At 45.2% G+C, this 26,338-nt stretch carries 21 protein-coding genes; 11 read left to right on the top strand and 10 right to left on the bottom strand.

From position 1 onward, the window contains the following. Positions 1-6: 6 nt before the first annotated feature. The 8 genes from LHL20_RS07410 to LHL20_RS07445 form a co-directional block, all read right to left on the bottom strand. Positions 7-1,587: a diguanylate cyclase gene (locus LHL20_RS07410; RefSeq protein ID WP_226432842.1), complete on the bottom strand. Its 1,581-nt coding sequence runs from the start codon at positions 1,585-1,587 to the stop codon at positions 7-9. A gap of 121 nt (positions 1,588-1,708) precedes the next feature. After that, the gene (locus LHL20_RS07415) at positions 1,709-3,733 is read right to left on the bottom strand and encodes a HAMP domain-containing methyl-accepting chemotaxis protein (protein WP_226432843.1); all 2,025 of its coding nucleotides are present in this window, start codon (positions 3,731-3,733) and stop codon (positions 1,709-1,711) included. Positions 3,734-4,006: 273 nt separating this feature from the next. Beyond that, a complete protein-coding gene (locus LHL20_RS07420) occupies positions 4,007-4,834 on the bottom strand; it encodes a symmetrical bis(5'-nucleosyl)-tetraphosphatase (RefSeq protein WP_226432844.1) in 828 nt (275 codons plus the stop codon). A gap of 11 nt (positions 4,835-4,845) precedes the next feature. Beyond that, complete coding sequence (apaG, locus tag LHL20_RS07425; RefSeq protein WP_226432845.1) at positions 4,846-5,220, bottom strand: Co2+/Mg2+ efflux protein ApaG; 375 nt, start codon at positions 5,218-5,220, stop codon at positions 4,846-4,848. A 7-nt stretch (positions 5,221-5,227) separates the two neighbouring features. Further along, on the bottom strand, positions 5,228-6,055 hold the full coding sequence (gene rsmA / locus LHL20_RS07430; protein WP_226432846.1) for a 16S rRNA (adenine(1518)-N(6)/adenine(1519)-N(6))-dimethyltransferase RsmA: 828 nt from the start codon (positions 6,053-6,055) through the stop codon (positions 5,228-5,230). Further along, complete coding sequence (pdxA, locus tag LHL20_RS07435) at positions 6,052-7,038, bottom strand: 4-hydroxythreonine-4-phosphate dehydrogenase PdxA (RefSeq protein ID WP_226432847.1); 987 nt, start codon at positions 7,036-7,038, stop codon at positions 6,052-6,054. The genes rsmA and pdxA overlap by 4 nt, the downstream gene beginning before the upstream one ends. A gap of 14 nt (positions 7,039-7,052) precedes the next feature. Continuing rightward, the gene (surA, locus tag LHL20_RS07440) at positions 7,053-8,336 is read right to left on the bottom strand and encodes a peptidylprolyl isomerase SurA (protein WP_159623966.1); all 1,284 of its coding nucleotides are present in this window, start codon (positions 8,334-8,336) and stop codon (positions 7,053-7,055) included. A gap of 61 nt (positions 8,337-8,397) precedes the next feature. Continuing rightward, entirely contained in the window at positions 8,398-10,650 is a 2,253-nt protein-coding gene (locus tag LHL20_RS07445) for an LPS-assembly protein LptD (RefSeq protein ID WP_226432848.1), read from the bottom strand. A 427-nt stretch (positions 10,651-11,077) separates the two neighbouring features. Between LHL20_RS07445 and djlA the strand changes: the two genes are divergently transcribed. From djlA to mazG, 11 genes are all read left to right on the top strand, one after another. Further along, on the top strand, positions 11,078-11,938 hold the full coding sequence (gene djlA, locus LHL20_RS07450; RefSeq protein ID WP_226432849.1) for a co-chaperone DjlA: 861 nt from the start codon (positions 11,078-11,080) through the stop codon (positions 11,936-11,938). Next, positions 11,939-12,865: a site-specific tyrosine recombinase XerD gene (gene xerD, locus LHL20_RS07455; protein ID WP_226432850.1), complete on the top strand. Its 927-nt coding sequence runs from the start codon at positions 11,939-11,941 to the stop codon at positions 12,863-12,865. Between the two features lie 249 nt (positions 12,866-13,114). Continuing rightward, positions 13,115-13,837, top strand: a complete 723-nt coding sequence (gene dsbC / locus LHL20_RS07460; RefSeq protein WP_159623962.1) for a bifunctional protein-disulfide isomerase/oxidoreductase DsbC — start codon at positions 13,115-13,117, stop codon at positions 13,835-13,837. A 165-nt stretch (positions 13,838-14,002) separates the two neighbouring features. Further along, positions 14,003-15,724: a single-stranded-DNA-specific exonuclease RecJ gene (gene recJ / locus LHL20_RS07465; RefSeq protein WP_226432851.1), complete on the top strand. Its 1,722-nt coding sequence runs from the start codon at positions 14,003-14,005 to the stop codon at positions 15,722-15,724. Between the two features lie 23 nt (positions 15,725-15,747). Next, positions 15,748-16,029, top strand: coding sequence for a hypothetical protein (locus LHL20_RS07470; RefSeq protein WP_202263656.1), 282 nt, complete (start codon positions 15,748-15,750; stop codon positions 16,027-16,029). Between the two features lie 80 nt (positions 16,030-16,109). Continuing rightward, positions 16,110-16,814: a DNA repair protein RecO gene (gene recO / locus LHL20_RS07475; protein ID WP_226432852.1), complete on the top strand. Its 705-nt coding sequence runs from the start codon at positions 16,110-16,112 to the stop codon at positions 16,812-16,814. 188 nt (positions 16,815-17,002) lie between these two features. Continuing rightward, entirely contained in the window at positions 17,003-17,740 is a 738-nt protein-coding gene (gene pdxJ / locus LHL20_RS07480) for a pyridoxine 5'-phosphate synthase (protein ID WP_226432853.1), read from the top strand. A 28-nt stretch (positions 17,741-17,768) separates the two neighbouring features. Beyond that, the gene (acpS, locus tag LHL20_RS07485; RefSeq protein WP_226432854.1) at positions 17,769-18,161 is read left to right on the top strand and encodes a holo-ACP synthase; all 393 of its coding nucleotides are present in this window, start codon (positions 17,769-17,771) and stop codon (positions 18,159-18,161) included. A gap of 26 nt (positions 18,162-18,187) precedes the next feature. After that, on the top strand, positions 18,188-19,669 hold the full coding sequence (rlmD, locus tag LHL20_RS07490; protein ID WP_226432855.1) for a 23S rRNA (uracil(1939)-C(5))-methyltransferase RlmD: 1,482 nt from the start codon (positions 18,188-18,190) through the stop codon (positions 19,667-19,669). 5 nt (positions 19,670-19,674) lie between these two features. After that, positions 19,675-21,858 (top strand): GTP diphosphokinase, encoded by a 2,184-nt coding sequence (relA, locus tag LHL20_RS07495; RefSeq protein WP_226432856.1) that lies wholly within the window; start codon positions 19,675-19,677, stop codon positions 21,856-21,858. Beyond that, on the top strand, positions 21,836-22,723 hold the full coding sequence (gene mazG / locus LHL20_RS07500; protein WP_226432857.1) for a nucleoside triphosphate pyrophosphohydrolase: 888 nt from the start codon (positions 21,836-21,838) through the stop codon (positions 22,721-22,723). Before relA ends, mazG begins: the two co-directional genes overlap by 23 nt. A 53-nt stretch (positions 22,724-22,776) precedes the next feature. On the opposite strand, the gene LHL20_RS07505 is transcribed toward mazG, so the two are convergent. After that, positions 22,777-23,964, bottom strand: coding sequence for a PepSY-associated TM helix domain-containing protein (locus tag LHL20_RS07505; RefSeq protein ID WP_226432858.1), 1,188 nt, complete (start codon positions 23,962-23,964; stop codon positions 22,777-22,779). Positions 23,965-24,052: 88 nt separating this feature from the next. Next, positions 24,053-26,215 (bottom strand): TonB-dependent siderophore receptor, encoded by a 2,163-nt coding sequence (locus LHL20_RS07510; protein ID WP_226432859.1) that lies wholly within the window; start codon positions 26,213-26,215, stop codon positions 24,053-24,055. Positions 26,216-26,338: the final 123 nt, after the last annotated feature.

Raw genomic sequence — 26,338 nt, forward strand, 5'->3', positions numbered from 1 at the left:
GGTGTGCTAGGCACTGCACACCGTGTTTCTCCCCTTGGCTTTTGCTTGATAGAGTGCGCGGTCAGCATCGGCAAATAGTTCACTCTCGTTTAGTTGCTCGCCCGGGGCTTTAGCGGCAACGCCTACTGAGATAGTAATATAGTCAGAAATAGGAGACTTATCATGCGCATAATTAATATTCTCTACGTGTTTGCGAATATTGTCCGCGACGGTTTTGGCATCATTTAAGTTGGTGTTTTGCAATATAACGGTGAACTCTTCTCCTCCAAACCTAAACGCATGGTCGGTAGCCTCATGAAGTGACTGTTTAATACTTGAAGCAACTAGCTTCAGTGCTTCGTCTCCTTTTGCATGTCCGTAATAATCGTTGAACAGTTTAAAGTAGTCGATATCAATCACTAAAAGGCTAAGGGCGTTGTTCGTTGTGCTTGAACTATCTGCTAGTGTGGCTAGCCACTCGTCAAAGTAGCGCCTATTAGAAAGTCCTGTTAATGCATCTGTACGGCTTAACCCTTCGAGTATTTGATTTTTTTCATAAACCGCGTTTTGTTGTTTTTCAATAAGTGAGAGCAGGTTATTCAATCGGGTGCCGAGTTGATGTACTTCGTTGTCACCATCTGGTTTACAGCGAAGCGAGAAGTCTTGCTCGTCTTGGGCACGCTGAACCAGACTCAGCAATTCATAGACGGGGTTGATGAGTTTTCTATTAATAAAGCCGTAGAACACAATCAAAGATAGCACCGACACAAGTGCTCCTCCTAATAGGCTTCCATCTACAATTACGTGTTTATCCGGCCCCTTGGGACGGGCGATTGATATAGCGAATAGTGTTTGCCCTTGTTGTGATTCGAAACGCACGTATAGACGAGGCAGTGTTGCCGTGCCAGTTGGTGTTGAAATACCATCTACATTTAGCGCATCGAAGGAAGTACTTTGCGAAATAGCCTGTGGTGCTAGTGAATCAATAGCATGAAAGGTAATGTCACCAGTAATATTAGGCGTGATCTTTTCAATGAAACCTTGGTCAATTCGTTGTAAAACAACAGCGGTTCCATTGGAGTCACCCTGTTCATCGGAAGGAAGTATTTTACTTGCGATAAGTGCCACAGGGGTATCTCTAAACATTGAAAACACAGTATGAACCGTGCTCTGTCGTTCAACAGCGTCGAAAATGCCACTTGTAGTGACGGCCTGACTAATCTCATCAAGGGTAAGAGTGGATTGAAACACCTCAGCAGCAACGACATTATTTTGCTTGTCAAAGAAAAGCCATCCATCAATGCCTAACGTGGTATAGCTGGTAGGTAAAAAGTAGGTCTTCGCTAGCCAGTTCACATCTTTTGTCGCAATGGCGTTATACGTAGAGTCCCACACGGCATTGTCGTACACCAAGTTTTCAAGTGCCCTAAGTTCTTGCTGAACTTCTGATGCAACCCGCTGCAGCTCATAAAAGTCGTGTTTCTCAGAAAGGGCTTTTAGCTGTGGGTAAGTCACAAATGCGCGTATACACAATTGCACAGCAACAAAGGTAGTGATCACAATGACTACCCCAAAAACTAATTGAGAACGAAGCGACCGAGTACTCAAAATATCCCCCTCGACAAACACTTCTTACAGTATAGCCAACCTATTAGGTTTCGCCGGGGAACAAAAAAGGGCTCCTTGCGGAGCCCTTTCATTACATACTTTTTATCGAGTTTACGGGTATTTACACCTTAAACTGACGAATTGATTGTTGCAGTTCTTCCGCTAATCTTGCCACTTCGTGGCTAGACTCAGACGTTTGTTGTGCACCAGCGGTAGTCTCTTCTGCAATGCCTACTATAGTTTCAAGCTTCTCACTGATTTCTTGCGATACCGTATTTTGTTCACGGGCCGACTGCTCAATTTGAGAACTTACATCGTGCGCTTTATGCACCGCATCAGAAATAATGTCCAGAGCCTGTGTTGCACGTTCAGTTTGCGCCACACAGGCTGCGGTTTGCTCTTTACCTTGATTCATAACCGCAACAGCGCGTTCAGCGCCAGCTTGTAGAACCTCAATCATGGCGTTGATTTCTTGGGTAGATTCTTGAGTACGGCTTGCAAGGGTTCTTACCTCGTCAGCTACAACCGCAAAACCACGACCTTGCTCACCAGCACGCGCCGCCTCAATTGCTGCGTTAAGTGCAAGTAAGTTAGTTTGGTCTGCAACACCGCGAATAACGTCAAGAATGCCGCCTATACTTGCGCTATCTTGATGAAGCTTATTAATAACGTCTGCTGCGTCTTGAACGTCTTTAGCCAAAATTTCGATAGTATTTTTGTTTTCTATTGAAATTTGTCTGACATTTTCTGCCTCGGCATCCGCATGACGGATTTGACTAAGCGTATCTTCTGCATTTTGCACCACAAGTTGTGACGTGGAGTGCATTTCTGTTGTTGCTGTGGCCACTTGTCCAATTTGCGACTTTTGGTCTTGGATTGAATGCGTAGTTTGCGCGGTCACTGCTGAGGTTTGCTCTGATGCGGCAGCAAGCTGCTCTGCACGCACGTTAATAGCAGTGATCAACTCTTTCAAGTTACCAATTAGCTTATTACAGTTTCTGGCCAGCAGTCCAAACTCGTCTTGTGCTGAATCATCAAGGCGATGTGTTAAATCTCCAGACGATGCTACTGTCAGTAACTCATTAACGCGATAAAGCGGGCGAGTAATCGCGCGTACTGTTACAAACCCAATAAATGCAGCAATGGCAATTGAGAAAAGTACCACTAGCACAACAATGGTGTTACCTGTCGTGATGGTGCCGTTTACCTGTTCTTCTATATCGCTGGCCTTTCTGTCGGCTTCTGTTAACAGTTTTTCTAGCTCAATAATGCCCTGAGCGATATTCGCATCAGATGCGTTAAGCGCTTTTTCCGCATCATTTCGGCGCTCTAAGCGATCTACATGTAGCTGAACTACGCCATCACTTGCTTTAATCGCATTTACTGCACCGTTAACTAAATCGTTAATTTCATCCAGTGTTCCTGAGTCATCGCGGCCACCAGCGGTTTCAACCATTTCGCTTAGCTGGGTAACCACTTTTTCAACAACAAGGTCAACTTCATTACCCAAAGTTTGAGAGCGCACTATCGTTTGCGTTTTTACGTATTCGTTAGATACCGTAAGTAGGGATAACAGTGAAGACTCTAATTGACTGCCTACTTCGGCTGCTCTACGTAGACTAGCGTTGCTTTGAACAGCATCTAAGTCAGAAAAATCAAGAAGATATGTTGAAGCGTCATCTGCGTTATCTTCAGCGTCGCCTAAGCGGTCTTGAATTGTATTGCGAAGTCCCAAGTACTTTTCATGATTCTTATACATTTCTTCGACGTTTACGGTATACGCATCAAAAGATTGTCGAACTGAATTCAGCGTACTCTTTAACTGTGGTTGGTCATCGACAGCAAGGGCAAGTTTCTTGTACTCACTATCAAAGCTCTCTTTTGCGGCGTTAAACGAAGTGCGTTTTTTCTCAAGTCCATTGAGCTCTTCTTCAATATAACTCTCAAAAGTTAGCCGACCCATGTTCAGAAAGCTGGCTTTCAACGCGTTACTACCTGCAACGGTTGGAAGAGCGACATCGTTGACCTCTTCGGTCGCAGAGCCTATTGAATTGAGGTTATAAAGCGAAACAACACTGATTACGATCAGAAGTGCGCTGATCGCTACAAATCCCCCGATTACGCGCGTGGCTACGGTTATTTTCATCGGAACTCCTGGATGAGTGCATTTTTGTTCTTATCACTAACGATATTACCCCTCAACCTTATTAAAATACACCCAAATCAACACGAATGTGATTGTACTTTAGGGTGAAGGTTTAATACATCATCGTTACTATCACAAATAATTGTATCGGCTTCAGGGACTTAATGTTTACTTTATTTATGCTATTTGCACATAAATAGTTACTGGTTGTACCAGTTTAGGTCAAGTTTTTACTGTTCGTAAGCAAGTTTGCTTACTAAATGAAGCGTACGCTCATGCCGAAACGCTAATTACCTCATTTCTACCAAGCTCTAACATTGTCATGGATTGGCCCCATACATAACCGGTATCTAGACCAATAAATTGCGGGTTATTGGTTTGTCCTGCCAGCGCGGCCCAATGCCCAAAAACGACCTTTTCATTGTGGCGCAAATGCGTATTTTTATGTTCGAACCATGGAAGTAAGGTGCTGCTTGTACTATGCATTATGGCACTGGGATGTGCTTTGTTATCGAAATCTAGCGTCGAATTTTTGTGAACGAAACGCATTCTTGTGCAGGCGTTTACGATAAACCGCAGGCGTTCGCTACCTGTTAATTCCTCTGACCATTTATCAGGCTTGTTGCCGTACATTTCTGTTAGAAAGGTAGCGTATTGCGGGCGCTTGAGTACATCACTCACTTCGTCACTTAACGCAAGTAGCTTGTGCGTTGACCACATAGGATATAAGCCTGCATGAACGATGACTGTGTTGTTTGCTACTTTTTGGGCAAGAGGAAAGTGACGTAACCAATCCACAAGTTCCGGCAAATCTGGAGCACTGAGTAGCGGCGCGAGCTTATCCGATTTTTTCGCTTTGCGTATGTTATTTACAACGGCAAGTAAATGGAGGTCGTGATTCCCTAAAACACTGGAAAAACTGTTACCAAGAGATTTAAGAAAGCGCAATGTACTTAGAGAGTCTTCACCTCTAGCCACTAAATCGCCCACTGCGAAGAGTGAATCGGCATTGGGGTCAAAGCGCGCTTTATCCAGCACGCGACGCAGACCATCATAACAACCTTGAATATCACCAATGACGTACGTGTTGCCTTGCGACATGCGAAGCTACCTTAATGGAGAATACTGGGAATGGCTAAACGGAATACTGAAATTGGCACGCGGAAACGCTCGCCGTTTTCACGTTCCATTTCATAGTAGCCTTCCATATTTCCAACGGGTGTGTCAATGACCGCGCCACTGGTGTAATCAAAACTTTCACCTGCCTTTAATATCGGCTGTTTTCCAACAACACCGACCCCTTCCACTTCAGAGGTTTTACCGTTTGCGTCGGTTATACGCCAATAACGATTAATCAATTGAACTGTCTCGTTACTCTTATTCTCTATTGTGATGTGATAGGCAAACGCGTATTGCTTGGCGTCAGAAGGGAGGTGGTCAGGAAGGTGGCGAGTTTTCACTCGCACCTGAATATCGAGTTCTTCCATAGATGCCTTACTGCTCTTGCTGGCTCTCTTTAGCTGAAACTGCATTGGCAAGTGTGGCGAAATTGCCAAGAGACAGCACTTCTGCCCGACATGTTGGGTCGATACCTAATGCGCTTATTTCTTCTTCACTCAAGCAATCTTTCAAAGAGTTACGAATGGTTTTTCGGCGTTGGTTAAAGGCTTGTGCACAGACACGCTCAAGCGTATTTACCGAAACAACATCAACGGGTGGTGCACTGTGGGGAACTAATTTTACTACTGCCGAGTCTACCTTTGGTGCAGGCTTGAAAGCACCTGGCGGCACGTTAAGTACAGGAATGACATGACAGTAATATTGTGCCATAACCGATAAACGGCCATAGTTCTTTGAACCGGGCCCAGCAGCCAATCTATTCACCACTTCTTTTTGCAGCATAAAGTGCATGTCTTCAATACTGCTGGCGTGATCGAATAAATGAAACATTAAAGGCGTTGAGATGTTGTACGGCAAGTTACCAATCACGCGAAGCTTTTTGTCCTTAATCGGCATTTCTTTTAATAAGGCCGAAAAGTCCATTGTCATGGCATCTTGTTCAATAACGGTTAGCTTGTCACCATTGAAAGGGTGATGGCGCAACCGCTTAGCTAAGTCTCGGTCCAGTTCGATAACCGTTAAGGCGTCAACCTCTTCACATACCGGATCGGTTAGTGCACCAAGACCTGGGCCAATCTCGACTAAGTTTTGTTCGTTTTTGGGGCCAATTGCGGCAACAATTTTTCCAATCACATATTCATCGTGAAGAAAGTTTTGGCCAAATCGTTTTCTGGCCGTATGGCCTAAATGTGTTTTACTCATTGTTGATGTTGTGCAAGCTCAATGGCTTTTTCCAATGCTTTTCTAAAACTTCCAGCGTCAGCTTCTCCTGTACCTGCAAGGTCAAGGGCGGTGCCGTGATCTACTGAGGTACGAATGAAAGGCAAACCTAGAGTGATATTTACTGATGCGCCGAAGCCTTTGTATTTTAATACAGGTAGGCCTTGGTCGTGGTACATAGCCAGTACAACATCAGCATTTTCTAAATACTTCGGCTGAAAAATGGTATCGGCTGGCAAAGGCCCGGTAATATTCAAACCTTCAGCGCGTAACTCTTCCAGTGCCGGTATGATGGTATGAATTTCTTCCGTTCCAATATGTCCATCTTCACCAGCGTGAGGGTTTAGTCCACATACGTAAATGTGGGGCTCTTTAATACCGAATTTAAGTTTAAGATCGGTATTAATGATGTGAATCACTTTGTGTAATCGCTCACGAGTGATCGCTTTCGCCACGTACTCTAGCGGGATATGTGTTGTCGCAAGGGCAACGTTAAGTCCTTCCGTTGCTAGCAGCATAACCACATCGATAGTGTTAGATTGATAGGCGAAGAACTCGGTATGTCCGCTAAATGATACCCCTGCCTTGTTAATTATGCCTTTATGTACAGGGCCTGTAACAACTGCGTCAAAGTCTCCATCCATATTGGCTTGGCAGGCTTGTCGCAATGTCTCGACAACGTAAAGTCCATTTTCGCTATCAAGCGTACCTGCGATAACGTCTATAGATTTATCTATCTGCTTAATAAACAACGAACCCGCAGCTTGTACTTGCGGGTTATTGGCGTCGTATTCAATAAGGGTTAGCGGTAAACCTAGCCGTTCGGCCCTTGCCCTGAGCATGTCACCGTCGGCAAACACGACAAGCTGTGCTTGCCATGTCTCTTGGGCCAGTTTAATGATTAAATCTGGCCCTATTCCAGCCGGCTCTCCCGGCGTAATTGCTATTTTAATTGGTGTACTCATGTATCACTTAATGTTTATGAATCTACAACTTCAACATATGCCGCATCGCGCATTTCGCGAAGCCAGTTTTCGGTTTCTTCGGCAAATTTACGGTTGAAGATTAACTGAGATGCTTTTTCTTCTTTGCGCTTGTCTGTTGCATCATCAACTCGACGATCGATAAGTTGAATTAAGTGCCAGCCAAACGTTGAACGAACCGGATCGCTAAACTCACCTGGCTCAAGTTGTGCCAACGCTTCTTTAAATGCCGGTGTGTAGTTCTCTGGATCTGACCAGCCTAATTCACCACCGCGCAGTGCAGAACCAGGATCTTCAGAATATTCTTTTGCCAATTCAGCAAAGTCAGACTCACCACTCTCAACTTCTTCTCTAAAGCGAATTAGCATCGATTTGGCTTTGTCTTCACTAAGAATAATAGACGGTTTTACCAAGATATGGCGTGAGTTAACTTCTTCTACCGTAATTTTTTCAATTCCACGGGTATCAAGTACTTTTAGAATGTGAAAGCCAGCGCCGCTTCGAATTGGACCAACCAATACGTCTTTGTCTTTACCCTGAATTGCTTCTGCAAATAGGGTAGGCATAGCATTGATGTTCATCCATCCCATGTCACCACCTTCAAGTGCTTCGTTACCTGAAGAAGATGCGATGGCTATTTTAGCAAAGTCTGAACCAGACTCCAAAAGTGCAATAACTTTGTCAGCGCGTTCACGTGCCGCCTGAATGTCTTCGTCTGTTGGCTCCGTTGGAAATCCAATAAGGATGTGACCAAGACGATATTCCGCTTGCTCGGCACCTTGCTGTTCCATAAGTTCTATCAAGGTGTTTATTTCTTGAGGTGTGATATAAACACGGCGGCGCACATTAGCGCGGCGAACTTCACCCATGATAATTTCTTCGCGGATATCTTCGCGATAATCTTCATAAGCAATGCCTTGAAGTGCTATTGATTCGCGAAGTTGCTCAATAGTAGCATTTTGACTCGCCGCGATATTCCCAATCGTTTGCTCTAATTGAGGGTCACTGATTTGAATACCCATGCGTTCAGCCATTTGAAGCTGAAGGCTTTTTGTAATGAGTCGTTCAATGGCCTGTGTGCGAAGTGCGCGATCAGAGGGGAGCTGCTGGCCATTCGCCTCGGCGTTTCTTTTTACTTCCTGCACAAGGGCTTCGATCTCGCTTTCAAGTACCACGCCTTGGTCAACAATTACCGCTACGCGGTCTAGCATAACTTCTTGCGCAATGCTGTTAAATGAGAGTAGGGCACCTAACATCAATGCTCGGATAATGAACTTCATACACACTCTTTTATTATTGGTTAATTACACTTGTGCACACTTGCGTATGCTCAACTGCGGGTTAATTTAAACTATAAGGCTGGCGATAGCCAAACATACCGTCTTTTAGCATGCTTCTACGGGTTCCTGAAGAACCTATACCTTTAAAGATAAACTGAAGCGACACACCAGAGTCAAAGTCGTCTGTGGTTTGCTCGCCACGGGCATTGAATCGATTATTCAAGCTTCTTTGAGCAACTAAGCGAATTGCCCAGCAGCACGATTCATATTGAATACCGGTATATGTTTCAACACTGCGATGGCGCTCTAAATCACGATAGGTTCTGCCTACCCACTGCCAGTTCTCAGAAATAGGCCAACTTGCAGAAATACCAATTTGATCAATGGTTTCGCCACTTAAGTCGCGTACATAACGGTGGCTGACTTGGATAAAGCGCGCGTCATCTTTTCTGTACTCTACCCCAAGACTGCTCAAGTCGACTTTGTCAGTATCTGTTGTTACCTGAACGTCAGTATGGAAGAACCAATTTTTATTAACGCGCCAATCAACCTCGGCAGCAAGTGCTGAACGGTCTTGATTTTTGGTGGCGGCCACAACTTTGTTATCTTCAAGATAGAATATCTGACCCACACTTAGGACAAATTGTTCCCGATTGTTTTTATCTAACATTCGCGTGGTCGCACCAAGGGTAATTTGATTGTTGTCGCTGATACGATCAAGGCCTGTAAATTCTTGTCCTCTAAAGAGCCCTTCTACGTCAGTAAGTAGCGGCGTAGAATCATAAAAGCCAATAGCAGTTTGGTCTTCATACGACGTATACAAATACTGTATTTTTGGCTCAAAGGTCATTGACATGTCATCGCTAAACCACGATTTATCTCGCTCAAAATACAAGGCTCCGTAAAGTCGGCCTTGGCCAAGTGTGCGCTCTACGTTTTCATCTAAGTCTGTGCCCTCTACGTTATCTTGACGGTATACCGTCTGAAATAACGTAGTTTCAGCAGTAAACTCTCCCCATGCAGAACGCAGTGGCATTGCAAGTGTTGGCGCTATATGAAAGCGTGTTGCAGTAGGTGCGGTATCTAACGTATTGTCAAAATGAGCAACTTCTGAGTCGAGATTAAACTCAAAAAAATCACCTAATGGTTTGTTATAATTAACTTTAATTTCTGGAACCGCGCGATAACTATCTGCAGTATTACCCAACACTTCAAAGTCTTTAATCTGCATATTCACCGACAGATTTTCTGAGTAATAGCTCATACCAATACTGCGGTACAGGTGGGTGTCGGCACGGCTATAGTAATCCGAACCTAAATCTAATAAGTAGTTGTTATCGCTTAACCCGTTAAAATCAACATTTAGAAGCCAATTATCGCCAATTAACCCTTGGTGCTGTAAACGGTAAAAATAACGGTCTGGGTTGCCAGATATGTCTGAATCACTCGGTAAATATTCGACATACGCTTTACCTTGACTGTGCTCGGTTAAATAGCGAAATTCGGTATTTAACTGAACGCCGCGTAGTGTCATAACCCGCGGTGCTATTGTCATGTCGTAGTTGGGGGCGATATTCCAGTAGAACGGCTGAGTATAGTCTACGCCAGTTCTGCTAGAGCTGGTAAGCTCTGGAAATAGTAGGCCAGTTTGACGCTCGTTACTTACTGGGAAGGCAAAATAGGGTAGATAGAAAACAGGCACGTCAGCAATATAGAAGCGGGTGTGTTTGGCTTGACCCCAAACGGTGCCTTTTTCTAGGCTTATTTCGCTGGCGCGAATTAACCAGTCTTCATCGCCTTCAGGGCACGTAGTAAAGCTTACGTCTTTTAACACAATCCCGGTGTCGGTATCTAAAACAATGTCTTTTGCCGCGCCTTGACCCACGAAACCCGTCAATTGATATCGGGTATTCGTCATTTCTAAGCGCTCTTCAACAGAGCGAAGCGAAACGGAATCACTTTCTACTTTTAGTTGGGCATCTTGGTAGGTGACATCGCCTTTGGCAATCAGATCTTTTCCGTTGCCGTTAACTTGCGCTTGCGCGGCCTGAATAACCGCTGTGTCAGAGGTAATATCAACATCGCCTGAAAACAACGCCACTTTGTCTTGTATAATTTCAGTGCGATTGGCTTCAACCTTAACATGCCCTTTAGGCATAAGTGCTTTGCTGCTAAAGGTAACAGGTTCAACAGAGCAGAACGCAAGTGGAGCTGCATTCGAATCTGAATTAGTACGAGAATCTGTTGTTTCCTGTGCAAACGCGACAGTAGGCAAAAATGTCGCACAAACAACGATGGCGCAGGTTTTTTTCATGCGTTAATGGGTGGCCTATTTGTTGTAAATTGCTTTTATAACCCAGCTAAGACGACGCGCGTCTTGTATAGTTCAGCATTATTGTTTACCCCACCTCAAGCATATTTCAAAGCTTAATTGTTGCTAAAGGAGGACGCTAATAGTCTAAGCGGTCAATTCTAAGCACTTCTCGCGCAATTACCAACCATTGATGTGAAAAAATGCATATTATCTATCACCTAATAGAAAATATGAGCGGTAAACGCTTTTCGCATGACCCATTAAGCTTGAAAATTTTCACTCCACACCTACATCTTATTTGGATTAAGAGAGCCGTTTGATATAGTGCTCTGAAATGCCGCAGTTCATTTTGACTAAAAAATGGAGTGAGTCTGCGAGTAATAAAGCCAAGTAATGGGAAACTAAGCAAACAATGGAGTACGCGTAGATGTCTATTTGGGGGAAGATCCTCGGTGCCTTATTCGGCTTTATGTTCTTAAAGATTCCAGGTGCGATTCTCGGCTTAGTTGTAGGGCACTTTTTTGATAAAGCTTATAGCCAGGATTTCAATCAGCTTGGTGGATTTGGTCGTTTTTTTACCGACCAAAATAGCCTAAAGCAACAAGCTATTTTCTTTCACAGTCTTTTTAGCGCACTGGGGCATCTTGCTAAATCAGACGGAAAGGTGACCAGCAAAGAAATACAAATCGCGACAGCATTAATGGATGAAATGCGGTTAACCGGCGATGCCCGTCGCGAGGCGCAAGATGCGTTTCGCGAAGGGAAAGCACGTGACTTTCCTTTGGTTGAGACACTTAAAGGCTTTTATGAAGCGACTCATGGTCGCCGCGATATTCTTCAGGTATTTTTAGAAATTCTCATTCAATCTGCCTTTGCCGATGGCACCTTGTCACAAGAAGAGTACAACGTACTTGAAAAGGTAGCGAAACCGCTTGGGTTTAGGCGTCGTGACCTCGACTACCTTATTTCAATGTACGAAGCAGAAATCCGTTTTAGGCAGCGTGGTGGACAACGCTCGTATTCTAATGGGCAATATCGTCAGGGCGCTCAAGGGCAGCAGGCTTATTCAGAACAACAAACTATTGATGATGCTTATCGCATACTCGGCGTCTCAGCTTCAGATGATGAAAAGGTTATCAAGCGCGCGTATCGCAAAAGAATGGCTGAACACCACCCTGACAAATTAGTATCAAAAGGGTTACCTGAGCAGGCAATGGAAATTGCTAAAAAGAAAGCACAAGACATTCAGTCTGCATACGAACTTATTAAGCAAAAGCGTGGCTTTTAAATGAAATCTACACAACGTGAATTGACCTACGTGCCTGCGGCAAGTCAAGCGCACATTGATAGCTTCATTGAAATGCTGTGGTTAGAAAAAGGGCTGTCTGAGCACACCCAGCAAAGTTATCGCACCGACCTTACTAAATTAGCAATTTACTGTAATAATCAAGGTGTCAAAGATATTGCATTGCTTGTTACAGAGCAGCTGCAGGACTACCTCGCTTATCGGCATGAAAAGGGTCTTTCGACACGAAGCACGCAGCGTGCGCTAAGTGCCATTAGAGCTTTTTTTATTTTTCTTATAAGTAAGCAGATTCGCGTAGATAGTCCGGTATCAGCTTTATCTAATCCTAAGACGCCAAAGTCATTACCCTCGTCGTTATCACAGCAGCAAGTCGAAGACTTACTTGCCGCGCCAGACACCGAAGATCCCATCGAATGCCGCGATAAAAGCATGCTTGAGGTTCTGTATGCCACAGGGCTTCGAGTAAGCGAGCTTGTTGGTTTGACGATGGAACAGGTTAGTTTGCAACAAGGCGTGGTGCGCGTTGTCGGTAAAGGAAATAAGGAACGCCTTGTACCTTTGGGGGAAGAGGCCATCGAGTGGTTACTTACCTACGTTAAGACGGCAAGGCCTATTTTGGCAAGTAAACAAACTGATGTGGTGTTTTTGAGTAGGCGCGGGCAGAAAATGACGCGGCAAACGTTTTGGCATCGCATAAAATACTATGCGGTAAAAGCGGGTATCGAGCAGCATTTGTCACCCCATACATTGCGGCATGCCTTTGCTACTCACTTGCTTAACCATGGAGCGGATTTACGTGTTGTGCAAATGTTACTAGGTCACAGTGACCTGTCTACTACGCAAATATATACCCATGTAGCGACAGAGCGATTGCAAACACTGATACATAGCCATCATCCTAGGGGCTAGGTTGCACGGAAGCTCACGATCAAAGCGCTTTGCTATGATTGTGAGCAGGTTTGCGACAAGCGGCGAGTCTGCAGTATTTTGTTCCCGCTGGTGTGTGTTAGCATAGCGGCAAATAAATGAAATTTTTAGGGCGTACCTTAGGTCTGATAAATAACCAAGGGGTTTTTTATTAGGCGTTGAACGACATGCTGCATAAGAGATGTGGTCGTTTTTTAGTGTAAGCCAGATATGATGTAATGGAGTAATTGAGTGAAAGCTATAAAGAAATTTTTGTTAGCGAGCGCTGTTGTGGCAACTAGTTTTGTAAGTGTGATTGCCCATGCCGCTGACGAAACCGCAATTCGTACGAAGCTAACAACCATGTTAGGTCTTGAAGTAGATAGCTTTGCTGACTCTCCTGTACCTGGTCTAGTGCAAGTATCGACTAATCGCGGTTTGTTTTACGTAAGTGACAGCGGCGAATACTTACTTCAGGCTCGCGTTTTCAATATTGATGAGAATATGCGAAATGAAACGGAAGTAGCATTATCGTCACTGCGCTTAGCCGGTGTGAAAGACATGGCTTCATCTGCCATAACGTTTAAAGCAAAAAATGAAAAACATGTGATCACCGTATTTACCGACACAACATGTGGCTATTGCCGCAAACTGCACAATGAGATTGGCGAATTAAATGATAACGGTGTGACGGTTCAATATTTAGCGTTTCCTCGAGCAGGGTTAAATAGCCAGAACTATGAAGATATGGTTTCTGTATGGTGTGCCGCTAATCCACAGCAGGCCCTAACTGATGCCAAAGCCGGTGACAATGTAGCAAGTGCAAGTTGTAAAAATAAAGTGGCTGAGCAATACCTGTTAGGACAAAAGCTAGGCGTAAATGGTACACCCAATATCATTTTACCTGACGGTTCACTTATCCCGGGGTATCAACCTGCTGACTTACTTGTTCAAGCACTAGAGCAAGCACAGTAAGCATACTCCTTACATTATTTTAGATAAAAAAACGCACGCTTTGTGCGTTTTTTGTTTTTCTGCGGTACTATTTTGGCTGCAGTCGCGCTTGCATGACATGCAAGTGGTTACTGCACAGATATAATACTCAGCTTCATAATTTACAACGATATATAGTGGTACCTCATGATATTGCCCATTGTTCGCCGAGAGGTCTCTGGCGACTCGCTAAGCGCAGACCTTCACCCCGTTATTGATAGAATTTATCGCGGTCGTAATGTTGTGCGTATTGATGACTTGGAAAATGGTCTCAAAGGGCTAACGCATTTTAATGAGCTTAAAGGTATGCCGAAAGCCGCACGCATGCTAGCAGATGCCGTCGAGCAAAATGAAAAGCTTATTATTGTCGGCGATTTTGACGCAGACGGCGCGACCAGTACTTCTGTGTGTATCTTAGCGATGCGAATGATGGGGCATCACAATATCGACTATTTAGTACCTAACCGTTTTGATTTTGGCTATGGCCTGAGTGTGCCTATTGTTGATGTGGCTGCAGAGCAAGGCGCTGACGTAATTGTCACGGTTGATAACGGTATTTCATGTATTGATGGTGTCGCTCATGCTAAGACAAAGGGAATTGATGTCATTGTTACTGATCACCATTTGCCTGGTGATGTACTGCCAGACGCTGATGCGATAGTAAACCCTAACCAACCTGGCTGTGAGTTTCCTTCTAAAAACCTCGCTGGTGTGGGAGTTGCTTTTTACATTATGTTGGCAGTGAAAGCCGAGTTGCAATCACGGGGATATTTCGAAAAGGCTAATATTGCTGTACCGAACTTGGCATCGCTACTTGATATTGTGGCAGTGGGGACAGTGGCCGATGTAGTGGTGCTAGATAAAAATAACCGAATTCTCGTTCATCAAGGTTTGCAGCGAATACGCGCTGGCAAGTGCCGTCCGGGTATTAAAGCGCTAGTAGAAGTGGCAAACCGAGAATGTGCTCACTTAACATCAACAGACTTGGGGTTTGTCGTAGGGCCGCGTTTAAATGCAGCAGGGCGTCTAGATGATATGTCACAAGGTATAGCGTGCTTGCTGGAAGACGACACCATTCAGGCAAGAATGATTGCCGCTGAACTTGATGCACTTAACAAAGAGCGCAGAGAAATTGAAACGGGTATGAAAGCCCAGGCTGAGCAAACCCTTGAAAGTATGGCCCTAAATGAAGGCGAGATGCCTGAAGCCTTGGTGGTTTACCGAGAAGATTTTCACCAAGGCGTAATTGGTATTGTTGCGGGCAGGCTAAAAGAGAAGTATTTAAAGCCGGTGATTGCCTTTGCACATCAAGACGATGAGATAATTAAAGGGTCAGCACGCTCTATTCCTGGCGTTCATATTCGCGATGTACTTGATGAAGTTAATACGCGCTTCCCGGGGGTTATCGATAAATTCGGTGGGCACGCCATGGCGGCCGGGCTCAGTTTACCACTTGCTAAGCTCAATGCGTTTGAAGACGCGTTTGTCGCTATTGCCAGTCAACATATGGCAAAGCTTGACGGCAATCACGCGCTGCTTTCTGATGGTGACTTAACCGACAGCGAGTTGTGTTTGACGTTTGCTCACCAATTGCGTCAAGCGGGGCCTTTTGGGCAAGGCTTTGAGTCGCCATTGTTTGATGGTGAATTTACCTTGCTAGACCAAAGGCTTGTCGGGCAAAAACACCTCAAAATGGTGTTAAAAAGTGATGGAAATAATGAAATAGATGCAATTGCATTTAATGTGGATTTAAACGTCTGGCCCAACGCTATGGTGAGGCGGGTTCATATCGCTTACCGTCTTGATATCAATGTTTTTCGCGGTCAGGAAACGGTGCAACTTATCATTGAGCAAATCACGGCCTGCTAGCCTTCGATTGGGGAATGTCTACTATGAAAAGCGAGCGACAAAAACTCGTCGAGAAGCACCAGCAGCTAAACCAGACTGACAATGCAAAAGTGGTCTCGCATGTCCAGCGTGAAGAGAAAGACAGTGATTGGATTCGTCACACCATCATGCTTGAAGGTATAGATGTGCCTTTTATCTATCGGCGAAAGCAACAATATCAAAGCCTTAAAGGGGCACGTGTTAACGTGACGTACTACAGACAAGTGCAAGACGTCGCGGGCATCGAGTTTGAAACCATGAAAGTGGTTCGTATAAAGCGCAGCTAGCGTTTTGGCACATAAGCGCGACCCACAAGGTGGCAAAGGTATGTGCAACGTAGATTAGGTAAAAGCATCGTGGAAAAGGTATGAACAACGACTGGCTAAACGCTTATGTATTGCACCGCCGCCCTTACCGTGAAACAAGCTATATTGTTGACTTTTTCACGTTAGAAGAAGGGCGTATAAGCGCAGTAGCTAAAGGTGTTAAGAACAGTAAATCAGATAAGAAGAGTTTGTTGCAGCCATTCCAGCAATTACGTGTTCAATTAAGAGGAAAGTCTGATTTAAAGAATTTGTCGCATGTTGAAAGTGTTTCGCCCTCTATACCCCTTGTAGGGACATCACTGTTTTGTGCTATGTACGTCAATGAACTTGCCAATAGAATCATGCCAAGCGGCCTTGCCAGCGATGGCGTGTTCAATGCTTATGAACAGGCACTTATGTCATTAAGTGAGCAAGGCGACATAGAAGTTACATTGCGCCAATTCGAGTTTGCATTATTAGATGAAATGGGGCTATTACCTGATTTTACGACCGATGTTGAATATGAGATGCCTATTGAAGAAAACGGCAGCTACCATTTTCAAGCTGACGCAGGTTTTGTGCAAATGCCCGAGCATATTCAAGGGGCGAGAGGCTTTCCCGGAACAGCTTTACTTTCCCTCGCTCAAGGAGAATTTACGCCACTAAGTAAGAAAGTCGCTAAAGTCCTTTGTCGCGACCTGCTAAAACCGCTTATTGGTGATAAACCACTTAAGAGTCGCGAATTATTCATGCCCAAAAGTCGCTAGCATAGCTCGCGCGCTTAACTTGCGCACTTAAAATAAAGGCTAGCCCCTCGAATTCATTACATTATTTTCTGTTAACGCATAGCATTTACGCCGCTGTAGTCTAAAAACTTTGCTACAATTGCGCGACTCTATTGGTAAACTTTTTTTGGCTGTTGCCCTTGTTCAGCCTACAAAACCCAGGTGGTGAAATGAGCACGATTTTATTAGGCGTTAACATCGACCATATCGCAACACTTCGCAATGCGCGTGGTACCCATTACCCTGACCCAGTTCATGCAGCAGATATTGCAGAGCGCGCTGGCGCTGACGGTATTACTGTGCACCTTCGGGAAGATCGCCGTCATATTAAAGATCGTGATGTGCGCTTATTAGCACAAACCATTAATACGCGTTTAAATCTAGAAATGGCAGTCACTGATGAAATGCTCGCCATTGCCGAAGAAGTTAAACCCGTATTTTGTTGTCTCGTGCCTGAAAAACGCGAAGAGCTGACTACAGAGGGTGGGCTTGATGTAGCTGGTAACTTTGAGACAATTAAGGCGGCTTGTGAAAGGCTAGCCAAGGCCAACATTTTGGTGTCGCTGTTTATTGATGCTGACAAGACGCAAATTGATGCCGCTGCAAAGTGTAATGCACCTTATATCGAAATTCATACTGGTCAGTATGCAGAAGCTACTAGTGAAGATGAACAGCAAAAAGAACTAGCACGATTGATTGAAGGCATTGAGTATGCCGATAGCTTAGGACTTAAAGTGAATGCAGGTCATGGCTTGCATTACCACAACGTAAAACCAATTGCGGCGATACCACAATTGATCGAGCTAAACATTGGTCACGCTATTATTGCTCGCGCGGCGTTTGATGGGCTACATACCGCAGTTGCCGATATGCGTAAGCTCATGTTAGAAGCTCGCGCTGGTATTTAGAATTCGCAAAAAAAGGTAGGGCTTTCACGTGGCAATAGCGGGTTTAGGGACCGATATTATTGAAATAGCGCGCTTAAGCTGTCGCTCAGGTGACGGAGTTACCGTTAATGAGCGCTTAGCTAAGCGTGTACTTACGTCCGCCGAGTACCAACAATTTTGTGAACACAAAACGCCTATGCGGTTTCTCGCTAAGCGTTTTGCCGCTAAAGAAGCGGCGGTAAAGGCGTTAGGAACAGGCATCGGCAATGGCATTAGCTGGCAGCATATCGAAGTGACAAACGACGAGTTGGGTGCACCTCGTTTAACGTTTTCTGGTGAGTTCGCATCGCGCTGCGAAGCGAGAGGGATTGTCAGCGCTGTAGTCAGTATTTCAGACGAGCAGCACTATGCTGTTGCCACTGTCATTCTTGAAACCCTTTAATAGCATTTCAGCCACCGGAGATTCACTTGGCAAACTTGTTTAAGCAATCGCGCGACAAACAAAAAAAAAGCGCTACGCAAGGCGTTAAAAAACGAACCAGTGCTAATGCACAGGTCGCTGGGCTGCGTTTCAAAAAGTCATCTACATCAGAAAAACAACTAGACGCTAAAGCACGGGGTTCGGATATCGAGTCTGGACACGTAAGCAATAAAAGTCGTGTTTCAATCGATGCATTAGATTGGATGGGGCAAGGAGTCGCGCGCGGAAATCCGGTGATATTCGTCGAAGGAGCGTTACCAAATGAAACCTGTGAAATAGAAATAACGGCTAGCAAAAAGCAGGTAGCCAACGCTCGTGTAAGTCGTGTAATCAATGCCTCCTCTGATAGAGTCACGCCATTTTGCCCTGTATTTGAACTGTGCGGCGGATGTCAATTACAGCATATAGATGCAGAAGCTGCATTGCTATATCGCGACCAAGCATTAAAAGACATGCTCATGCGACAGCTGGCGATGGACCCCACTATTTGGCAGCCGCCGCTATCTGGTAATCGTGAGCAATACAGAAGAAAAGCAAGGCTTGCCATTGATGCGCGAAACATCAACCGCATTAAACTTGGATTTCGAGAAGCAGGCAGCAACAAGGTTGTGAATATTGATGCTTGCCCAATATTGGTGGACCCACTCAAGACGTTACCGAAAGCCCTGCGCGAAGCGCTTGAAGGTTTTGAAAGCGCTAAGCACATAGGGCATATTGTGCTGGTTGCGGGCGATAACATCACGCAAGTGGCTATCAAGCATACCAAAGCCCTCGAGAATGAACTTATTGAAAACCTTGTCGACTTTGCACTGAGCAACCAGGTTTACGTGGTGCTAGAAAATAAGAAAGGCACGTTAACACCGCTTCAGGTAAAAGGGCAAACTGCGCAAGATGTGTCTATCGCAACCGCTGAAGGTTTTACTTTAAACCCTGCACCTAACGATTTTATTCAAGTGAACGGGCCGGTGAATCAAAAAATGATAGCCCAAGCGCTTGCTTGGTTGGCACCACAACGCGGCGAGCGTATTGCTGACTGGTTTAGCGGGTTAGGGAATTTCACCCTGCCCATGGCTAAAACTGGGGCTCAGGTTCAGGCCATCGAAGGAGTTGCCGAAATGGTGACGCGGGCAAAAGAGAATGCACTTAAACAGGGCATATCTAACGTGGACTGGCTGCATTTAGATTTGTCGAATGAAGACAATGTTAAGCAGGCACTTAGCACCGGCTTTGATAAGGTATTGCTTGACCCCTCAAGGGAAGGGGCCTTGACGGTATGTCATGCACTTGTACAAGCACGACCAAAAGCGATAGTGTATGTTTCTTGCAACCCCAGTACGTTTTCTAGAGATGCAAAAGTACTACTAGAAGGCGGCTACCACATGGAAAAGGCAGGTGTAGCAGAAATGTTTCCCTACACACATCACATGGAAATGATGGCTTTATTTACGCAGCGCAGCAGTAACGAGTAACGGATATGGTATCAACACGTAAGGTACACGAAGCCGATAGACCACCGTTTGAAGCGTGGTTAGACAGTTTGAATTTGACCGCTGAGACTAAAGAAAAGCTCACCGCGGTTTCAGATATTCCTGAGCGACTCCTTGTCGGTCAGGAAATGGTTGAAATTCTTTGTCAGCTCAACATGGACGATGCCACCCTTCAAGCAGCGTTAGTATTTCCATACTGTGAACAACATGCGTTAAGCGAAGACGATATCTTTGAGGAGTTTGGCGCTGAAATACGTGACCTCGTCGTGGGTGTACGTCGTATGGACGCGATAAAGTCGCTTCATGCGCGCAAGGTCAATGGTTCTGGATTTGCTGAAAAATCGGATGAACAGCATATCGACAGCATACGACGTATGCTGTTGGCGATGGTGGAAGATGTGCGTGCTGTGGTAATTAAAATGGCAGAGCGCATTTGTGCACTTCAGCAAGTTAAAAAGGCTGATGAAGAAACCCGTGTTATGGTGGCCCGAGAGTGCGCAAGCATCTATGCGCCCCTTGCTAACCGTTTGGGGATAGGCCAGCTCAAATGGGAATTAGAAGATCTTGCGTTTCGTTACTTACATCCAATAACTTACAAGCAGATAGCCCAGCAATTAGACGGTAAACGTAAAGCGCGTGCCGAGTACATAGACACGATTGTTAGCGACCTACAGGGTTTGCTAGATAGTGAGCATATACGCGCTGAGGTGTACGGGCGCCCAAAACACATATTCAGTATTTGGAAGAAGATGCAGAAAAAGCGTCTTACTTTCGAGCAGCTTTTTGATATTCGTGCGGTCCGTATTATCGCTGAACGCCTGCAAGATTGTTATGCGGCATTGGGTACGGTTCACGCGAGTTATAAGCATTTACCTAACGAGTTTGACGATTATATCGCTACGCCAAAACCTAACGGCTACCAGTCTATACATACGGTAATTGTTGGCCCTGAGGGCAAATCGGTTGAAATTCAAATACGCACTCAGAAAATGCATCAAGATGCCGAGCTAGGTGTCGCCGCGCATTGGAAATACAAAGAGGGCAGTACGGGCAAGCAGTCTGGCTATGATGAGCGCATTAATTGGCTTCGCCGAATATTAGCATGGCAAGAAGAAGTGGCCGAATCGGGTGATTTGGTTGAAGAATTGCGCAGCCAAGTGTTTGATGATCGAGTTTACGTGTTCACACCAAAAGGCGACGTTATTGACTTACCACAAGGCGCTACGCCCCTTGATTTTGCCTACTACATTCACAGTAATGTAGGCCACCGCTGCATAGGGGCTAAAGTAAATGGTCGTATTGTGCCCTTTACTTACCTGCTACAAAGTGGCGATCAAATAGAAGTACTTACAGGCAAAGAGCCAAATCCAAGTCGTGACTGGATGCACCCAGGGCTTGGTTATGTGCATTCTTCTCGTGCCCGCGCCACCATTCACTCGTACTTTAAAAAGCAAGATCGCGATAAAAATCTAGCGGCGGGCAAAGAGCTGCTAGAGCGTGAACTTCAGCGGGCGCACTTGCCAGCAAAGGTGCCAGCAGAAGCATTTGAAAAGTTTAACTTACAAAGCGTGGATGACCTATACACGGCGGTAGGCGCCGGTGATGTACGCGTTATGCAGGTGATTAACTTTATCCATCACCTACAAGAGCCTGTTCAAGCCGAGCCTGAAATAAGTCCGAAGGTGAAAACCCGTAAAACCGCAGCGGGCAGTGGTAAAAAAGACGCTGTTGTGGTGCAGGGTGTAGGCCACCTTATGAGTCAACTAGCGAACTGCTGCAAACCCGTGCCGGGCGAGCCTATTTTGGGATATATCACCCAAGGACGTGGTGTTAGCGTGCACAAGGAAAGCTGTGATCAGCTACAGCATTTGTTATCACAACACCCGGAGCGCCAAATTGAGGTTAATTGGTCTGAAGAACTGAAAGTGGGTTTTGAAACCGGAATTGATATTTTCTGCCACGATAGAACGGGCCTACTGCGCGACATCACCACCGTTTTGGCAAATGAAAATGTGCCGCTACTGGGTGTAAACAGCCTAAGCGATAAAAACAGACAAACCGCGCTTATTACAATCTCTATCGAAGTACAAGATTTAGACACAGTGTCTAAAGTACTTACGCGTTTACGACAGCTTAAAGGCGTGACAGATGCAAAACGAAAGCAGAGTTAAGGAAAGCAAGCTTAAGGAAAACAAGCTTAAGCTTAGTGAAACCCAGCGGCTTCTTGCCATTATGGCGCAGTTGCGCGACAAAGAGTCGGGGTGCCCATGGGACGTGAAACAAACCATGGAAAGCTTAACGCGCTACACCATAGAAGAAGCCTACGAAGTGGCCGACGCTATTGCCAGCGGTGATATGGGCGACATTAAAGACGAATTGGGCGATTTATTGTTTCAGGTGGTGTTTTACGCACAGATAGCCAATGAGCAAGATGCTTTTTCCTTTGATGACGTGGCGCAAAGCATTAGTGATAAATTAGTGCGGCGACACCCTCATGTGTTTGCTGGCACTAATAGCGGTGATGCGTTAAGTGATGCGTCGCTTAATGCTCAATGGGAAGCGATAAAGGTACAAGAGAAGCGTGCTAAAAAAGCAACAAGCAACAGTATTTTAGATAATGTACCCTCAGGTATGCCTGCACTTATGCATGCGCAAAAGCTACAAAAAGCATGTGCAAAAGTGGGCTTCGACTGGCCTGAGGTAATGCCAGTTCTTGATAAAGTGCGCGAAGAAGTCGATGAAATAGCGCAAGAGATACATATTGCATTAGAGAGTGAATCTACTGAGTCTGGCGACACATTACCCCTTAATCACGACGCCATAGAAGAAGAGATTGGCGATGCACTGTTTGCTATGGTCAACCTATCGCGTCATTTAAAAGTGGATGCCGATACGGCACTTCGCAAAGCCAGCCACAAATTTGCAGCGCGTTTTAAGGGCGTTGAGCAATTGGCCCGCGAACAAGGTACTGAACTCGATACAATGAGCCTAGAGGAAATGGAAACCCTTTGGCAAACCATCAAGCGCAATAGCTAAACTATTGCGCGCTCAAGCTGGCCAACAAATTTATACTAAGCGCGTCACCTAGTTCACAAATAACGCGATAACCACACCACAAAACAAATAGCCGACACTGCAAAAACGGGTAGAGTGCGTATTTGCACCTTCGTCAATGCGGTGCTTTTGGTTCGTTTCCACGTCATCATTACGCCCGTCGCTGATAGCGCGGTAAGTCCCAACCCGAAGATAAACCATATGGCTTTGGTGGCAAGCCCTCCAAAATACCCAAAATGAATGGGGTCGGCATACTCATTAATATAATTCGTCCATGCCATATTGTCCGGAGACTGCACAGCAATGACTTCGAGGGTGACTGGGTCGATATCGACCTTGTGCGCGCGGTCTCGCAAAAGCGGGTTGTCGCCGACACCTTTAAAGCGCAGTGTGCTTTTGGGTGAACTAGGGAACTGAATACTGGTGATTTGCCAGTTATCGATCGCACTCTCAGCAATCCTCACCGCTTTATCAAGCTGATGTGCTGAAATAGGGGCGTTGTACTTTTCGTGAATACTATGGGTTAATTTTGGGGCGGGTGGTTCAAACCGAGTGCCGCCGACCGCTGCGCCAAATTCGAATAAATACCACCAACTCGTTAAAACAATTATCACGACAAACCAAATTGCCCATAGTCCACACACTTTATGTAAATCGCTTAGTAGTATTCGAGGACCTTGGCGAAATCGCAATCGAGTGATGGCTGTTTTCCAATTGCGGGTGGTCTTCAGCCCCGTGTAGAGTGATATTGCTAAAATAAAAGCAAAGAAGGTGACAGTGGGCATGCCCAAATAATTGGGCATAAATAAGTAACGGTGAAAATCTCGCAAGAAGCGTTGAACGGTAAGAAGCGGGATGTCGCCTGTAACCTCATTAGTATACTGGTCTACATGAACAAACCTGTCTTTACCATCTTCAAATTGCGCGCGCACGCGGTAGGTAAAATAATCGCTTCCCATTGTCGAGATAGACTTTATTTTTACCTCTGATGCATGGCCAGAAGCGGCGTCATAAATCGCTGACCAGTCTGGCGCTGAGTCAGTATTATGGTTCTCGCTCGTTGCGCGCATTTCGTCGAAAATAAGCCAGTCTATTTCATTTGATATAGTGGCAAACGTCCCTGTAATTAAAATAACAAACATAACAATGGCCAGCTGAAAACCAACCCATGCATGCAAGTTATAGAGCTTTTTAAGATACTTACGCTCTCGCGTTTTAGACATGACAGTGACTCTGTTATTTACATTGCTTAGCGCTTCATAAATTAAAAGGCAACGCAGCAAAGTACGTCGCCTTTTAACTTGTGCAGTCTTACCACTTATAGGTAAATTCTACGAAGCCATTACGCGGGTTGCCAGGGAAGTGACCGGTACGTGACAAGAAACCGGACTCGGCATACTCTCTATCAAATAGGTTATCAATTCTAAACAATACGCTGTAGTTTTCGACTTCCCAGGTAATAGAGGCATCTGCCACAAAATAAGATTTCACTGTTTGCCCAGACAAGCTCAGCTGTTCATCAACGTAGTTGCCGCCAAAAGCGAACGCAAGATCCCACTCAGGTACTTGATAGCGCGTCCAAAAACCTAACTGGTTTTCAGGGGCATTGGCGAATTGGTCTCCAACGCTATTTCGTATTGTAGTACCACCATTGTCAGCGGTAATGCGTGCATCGTTATAGCTGTATGCCACACTCATGATCCAGTTTGGCGTAATGTCAGAGATAACTTCTATTTCTATACCGTCACTGGTGACTTCGCCCACAGGTGCAAGGTTATCGATACCGTCACCTTCAGGATCAAGACCTGTATTTTGCAGTAGGTTTTGACGTTTGATTTGATACACCGCCATGCGAAGTAACGTAGTTTCGTCGAACAACTCGGCGTTCACACCACCTTCAATGATTTCACCTGTGGTGGGTTCAAAGGGCCCTCCTGCTTGTTGAGTCTGACTTGTTACAGCTTGAGGTTCATAAGAGTCAGCCCACTGACCATATAGTGAGATGGAAGGGGTGACTTTATAAATTGCTCCCAAACGATAGGTAACGTTGTTGTCATCGAACGCAGTGCCATTTGAGTCGTCTTCAAATGTGTCATAGCGCACACCGGTAACAAGCGTAAATTTGTCCCAAGCAAGTTCATTAAGTACATATGCACCGTTGCGCACCTGTTCTGTCGTACGTGGGGCTCTAAACTGCACATCATAGTTGCTAGGTTGAGACTCACCGTAATTAGGAGAGGTCAGCCTAAGCGGAATAATGTCTGAGTCCAGTGAAGTAACCGCTAAGTAGCGCTCTACAAAATCGGCGCTAAATGCAGTACCACCTAACAATGCATCTTCAGTGCCCTTATACAAGTCAACACCAAAAGCAGTACGTTGATTAGCGTTAAACAACGTTCCCTCGTAGACAAAGTTTGCCGCGAAACTTATTTGCTCTTGTTCACGTAGCTGGTCTCTGAACTCTCTACCGACCAGATCGATAGAACCATCTCCGTCACTATCAATTAATGCACGGGGCTCGTGATAGTTTTGCTCTTGCTCATTATCAATATAGCGAAGCTTAGTGTTGTAACTCATTGATGATGTTACTTGGCCTTCAAGTGATAGCTGTACAACATCTGATCGTAGATTCAAGAAGTCGCTGGCTTCATTGTGGTTCCAAGCGCGGTCAGTTAAGAAGTTTCCTGCGTCATCTGTGGGCACACCACGCAGTCGATTGCCATCGAGATCTTGCGAATAATGCGTATATTGAGCCGTGAACAAATGATTGTTTAAATCATACGAATAGCCTGAATCAAAAATAAATACTTCGCTTGCGCTATTGTCGCGATAGGTATCTTGCTCTTCGTAAAAAACACCTAAACGTCCGTTTTGGTTGTCGCTTAAGGCGCCAGTAATTTCGCCTGAGCCACCAACGCGAGAGTGCGAGCCTGCAATCGCGCGCGCATTGGCGCTAAATTCTGACTGTGGTTTTTTGGTTACATAATTGAATAGTCCACCTGGCGCGCCAGCACCGTAAAGCATTCCTGCAGGGCCTTTTAGGAAGTCGAGCCTTTCAACATTGAACAGTTGTGGCACGTTAAACCCTACGTAGGGGTCACCGCGTAAGCCGTCAAAGAAAATTTCTTCTTGTCTAAATCCTCGGGCGGTAACGCCTGCATAACTAAACTGGCTAACGCCGGCAATATTTCGATAAATATCCTTAGCGTTTCTCGCGCCTTGGTCACGAATAAGGCTTTCGTTGATAGTGGTAATTTGTTGCGTTGCATTTAGTGCATCAACACTGAGCTTACCTGTGGATGATTCTCCGTTGCGATAAAGGTTTAACGCCCGGCTAGTCACGACTACACGCTCTACCTCTTTAGCATTTGTGTTGTTGGCTTCTTGCGGTGTGTTTTGTGTTGTAGTTCCGCTTTCTTGAGCAAAAGCGTTGGTTGCCAGCGCGGCGGTAATAACTGCAGCTATATACTTCATTGATACTACTGTCCAATATCTAACGTTAACAAAGGGGTTAAGGTTGGCCCTTAAACTTTAGTGTAAATGATAACTGTTATTATTTTCATTTTCTATAGTGTGTTGGCTAAGAATCGTCAATTA

It is taken from the genome of Alteromonas sp. McT4-15 (assembly GCF_020515205.1).
Taxonomy (GTDB): domain Bacteria; phylum Pseudomonadota; class Gammaproteobacteria; order Enterobacterales; family Alteromonadaceae; genus Alteromonas.